Raw genomic sequence first — 3,135 nt, forward strand, 5'->3', positions numbered from 1 at the left:
GGCCTGTTCATATGTTGCAGGCTCAACTCGGAAACCGTGTTCCGCGCCTGGATCTGAGACCGATCGCATTACTTTTGGCATGCGAATTCCTCGCCCGCCGTACACCGGCAGGCTGTTGAGTTGGGGGAGGGGTTAGGGCTTGGTGGTGTGCTGACGTTTGCGTGCAGCGGCAACCAAAGCTTTGGATGTTTTCGCCACGCCGCCGGCAACGTCCTCGGGGAGGATTGCGGCATTGCAGTGAGGGCAGAGCGGCGCCATCTTCGTGCTGCGCCAGGCTTCGTCCATCACCTTTGCGGCGCGGCTACGGATCTGGAACTGTTCAGCTTCTGCCAGCTCACGGCGCCGAGTATTCAGCTTGCTCATGCCGGCGCTGAAAACCTCGACTATTCCAACGAAGGCGTCGAAAGCCTCAACCTCGACTTCACAGTCTTGGCACCAGACGCGCCGCTCTCCTTGGTCATAAACCAACTGTTTGTGTCGGCAGGAGGAAGCTGGGCGCCGTGTTAATCCTCGGGCTACGCGCAGATCTTCGATCTGAACGACCTTCACGCCGTAGATGTAATCCTGCGGCTCAATCGGGGCGTCACTCATCACCGCGGCCCCTTGTAGCAGTACACGTAGGCGAACCAGGCGAGGGCGATCATGGCGTCACCTCTCGATCACCGAATAACCGCATCAGCTCTTCCTCGAGCTGGCCGACCAATACCTCGTAATCGCTGAGCCTGATCGTGCGCATGCGATTTTGTTCTCGGTCGAAACCGGCCGGCACGCCGCGATCTGCCCACCAGTTACGCGCGAAGTGGAACATCTCGGTGGCTGCCGGGGCTTGGAACTCGTAAGCATTCCCCGGCCGACCATTCCATTGCAGACATCCCGTGCCCACCAAGGCTTTGATGCGTCTCGCAAGCTGCCCTTTGCTGAGTTCGATTCCAAGGCCGCCGCGGCTGATCATGCTCAGGTACTGCGCATGGTGGCGGTCGATATCGCGATCACCGGTGAGCCCTTTGCTGCCACCGATATAATTGACGATAGCGCCCTTCGCGGTTCGTTTTACCTGCGCTCGCCAGATGGCGCGCAGGATTTCTGAGTCGGTTACTTTCATCCGATCACCGCCTTTATGGTCAGTACCAATGGAAGCCAGAAGAAGAGGGTGCTTACGGCGATGCAGGAGAAGATCATCAGCACTCGCTCCAATTCATGGCTTGAATGTATTCGCAGGGAATCAGCAGGCGATCAGTCGGTACGGGGCTTTCGGTCTTGGCATCCCCGAAATACGCTATGGCAGCCTTGGCCCGCTCAAGCGTCAGTTCGGCATGGCGAACCTGCCAAGATTTACGCGCTTTGAAAGATCGCAATGCCAGGGCCTTGTCGGTGTAGGCGAATCGCCGGCCATGCTCACCGCCATTCTTCAGGACACGCTTGCGGTACTTCTTCAGCAACGACTCACGATGCGTGCCCCCGAAGAGGTTGTTGTGGAACTCGTCCACGATGTACCAGCACTGTTCGGTCTCACCGATAACCACGTACTTTTTGCAGGTGACTTCGAGGCCTTTCGGGTCCAGCTCATCGACATAGCGGTAATGGTCCGGGCCGAGTTTGTTCTTTTCCATGGTCGAGCTCGTCCTTGCCGCTATAGCGGCTGACTTTGAAGGGGGAGGGAGTAGTTTTGTTGGTGGAGTACGGATGTACTCCTATCAGGCAGTGGCGGATTTTTCCGCTTTCTTCTGCTGGCGAGCCCGGTGACGTTCGATGGGCCCATCAGGCAAAGCAGCGATTGCGTTGGCCGCCTTGATGAGCAAATTGCCTTGCTGCTCCAGCGCCTTTGGCACGAAGTGTTTGAAGCGAGAGCCGGCCGGGTAATAGGTGTCGTACGCCATGCGGCTGCACACAGTGGATGCCTCATGGAGGCCATTATTGCGACCGTAGGCAATCAGGCTTTCGCGCTCTTGGGTCAGCTCATCAATCCGCTGATCCGCTGCGTTCAGGCGCTGCTGCAGGGCGTCACGCTCATCTTGCAAGCGTTTGAAGTCCGGCCATTTCACCAGCTCATCGTCTTCCGGCTCCCAAGCTGGGGAGCACGGGTACAGATAACCGTCGCTGTTCACCCAATACCGGCTGACTTCGCTCATCCTGCAATCTCCATCGATACCAGATCATGGGCATTCACAACCTTCATGCCGAGCTCCTTGCCGATATGAACCTCAAGGCTGGCGCCGCGGGAATCCTGCCAGCCGGGCAGGGTGGCCACGGTGTCGCATTCCATCAGGGCCGCGATGTCGCGGCGCATGCATTCGCTCCAGGTGCCTGGTTCTGGATTGAGCTCGGCGGGGTTGATGACGCTGTGCCCGGCGGCGCGGAGGGTGGCGGCCGTGGAATGGAACAGCGGGAAGTTGAGGTCCAACATGTTGGTCATGGGACCGCTGATGTAGATGCGCTTCATGCTGCCTCCTGCTGCGGCCTTTCTTGGCGCAACGCGTCCTGTACCGCTTCCACTACCCGGCGCAGATAGTTGAATTCGTGATTCTCCTCGACCGCCTTGTCGCCAACCGGGTAGTGCCACTCATCACCAAACAGTTCAGTGAGCAGCCTGTCGTGATGCCAGCATTCGTTTGGCGACTCGACGCTTCGCAAAACATCGATGTCGTGCCAGAGCTCGCGCGCCTCATCCTTGCTCAGCTCATCCAGCTCCCAGTCATGTCGCCCGGTCTGTTGTCGTCGGCGCTGGACGATGCATTTTTTCGCGAAGGCGTGAAGAGCATTCCCGCTGAACCGCGTGCTGCTGATACCGCGATCGAGGCAGTTCAGGACATAGTGCCAATCACAGTCGGCCACGAACTCGGCCACCGTGCGAGGGCCCATGCCACCCCAGTAGGCGCTCCAGCTGTTGTCCCAGCAGTTGATCGTGATCTTGCCCTGGGCGGTCTGATAGCTCGGGTCGGATTCAGTAGGGCAGTCGCGGCGGCCGAAGTCCTCGAGGAACACGGTAATAGCGTCGAGACGCGGCGCGCCGGTTATCACCAGCTTGGTCACAGTCGAGCGCTCAATCTTCAGCGGCTCGGCCGGTTTGTTTTCTGTGGGCATGGGGCGTCCTCGCCGTTGATGGCTTATTGATATTCTTGCGAGAGTGAGTTAGAT

Annotated in this window: 6 protein-coding genes; all 6 read right to left on the reverse strand. The window is 58.7% G+C overall.

The window, feature by feature from the left end; all coding sequences use genetic code 11:
* Positions 1 to 132: 132 nt before the first annotated feature.
* Positions 133 to 591: a hypothetical protein gene (locus tag OQK_RS20120; RefSeq protein WP_016773954.1), complete on the reverse strand. Its 459-nt coding sequence runs from the start codon at positions 589 to 591 to the stop codon at positions 133 to 135.
* Positions 592 to 640: 49 nt separating this feature from the next.
* Positions 641 to 1,102: a hypothetical protein gene (locus OQK_RS20125; protein WP_016773955.1), complete on the reverse strand. Its 462-nt coding sequence runs from the start codon at positions 1,100 to 1,102 to the stop codon at positions 641 to 643.
* 76 nt (positions 1,103 to 1,178) lie between these two features.
* Positions 1,179 to 1,610 carry a hypothetical protein gene (locus OQK_RS20130; RefSeq protein WP_016773956.1) on the reverse strand — a complete coding sequence of 144 codons (432 nt, stop codon included), beginning with the start codon at positions 1,608 to 1,610 and terminating at the stop codon, positions 1,179 to 1,181.
* An 84-nt stretch (positions 1,611 to 1,694) separates the two neighbouring features.
* Entirely contained in the window at positions 1,695 to 2,129 is a 435-nt protein-coding gene (locus OQK_RS30810) for a hypothetical protein (protein ID WP_016773957.1), read from the reverse strand.
* On the reverse strand, positions 2,126 to 2,440 hold the full coding sequence (locus OQK_RS20140) for a DUF4406 domain-containing protein (RefSeq protein ID WP_016773958.1): 315 nt from the start codon (positions 2,438 to 2,440) through the stop codon (positions 2,126 to 2,128). Before OQK_RS20140 ends, OQK_RS30810 begins: the two co-directional genes overlap by 4 nt.
* On the reverse strand, positions 2,437 to 3,081 hold the full coding sequence (locus tag OQK_RS20145; protein WP_016773959.1) for a hypothetical protein: 645 nt from the start codon (positions 3,079 to 3,081) through the stop codon (positions 2,437 to 2,439). Before OQK_RS20145 ends, OQK_RS20140 begins: the two co-directional genes overlap by 4 nt.
* Positions 3,082 to 3,135 lie beyond the last annotated feature (54 nt).

Origin of the sequence: Pseudomonas sp. R62 (genome assembly GCF_000257605.1) — a bacterium.
Lineage (GTDB): Bacteria > Pseudomonadota > Gammaproteobacteria > Pseudomonadales > Pseudomonadaceae > Aquipseudomonas > Aquipseudomonas atacamensis.

Bases quoted from the DNA above. Each gene is read 5' to 3' on its own strand.
- OQK_RS30810 (WP_016773957.1), bottom strand. From the start codon at position 2,129: ATGAGCGAAGTCAGCCGGTATTGGGTGAACAGCGACGGTTATCTGTAC.
- OQK_RS20125 (WP_016773955.1), bottom strand. From the start codon at position 1,102: ATGAAAGTAACCGACTCAGAAATCCTGCGCGCCATCTGGCGAGCGCAG.
- OQK_RS20130 (WP_016773956.1), bottom strand. From the start codon at position 1,610: ATGGAAAAGAACAAACTCGGCCCGGACCATTACCGCTATGTCGATGAG.
- OQK_RS20120 (WP_016773954.1), bottom strand. From the start codon at position 591: ATGAGTGACGCCCCGATTGAGCCGCAGGATTACATCTACGGCGTGAAG.
- OQK_RS20145 (WP_016773959.1), bottom strand. From the start codon at position 3,081: ATGCCCACAGAAAACAAACCGGCCGAGCCGCTGAAGATTGAGCGCTCG.
- OQK_RS20140 (WP_016773958.1), bottom strand. From the start codon at position 2,440: ATGAAGCGCATCTACATCAGCGGTCCCATGACCAACATGTTGGACCTC.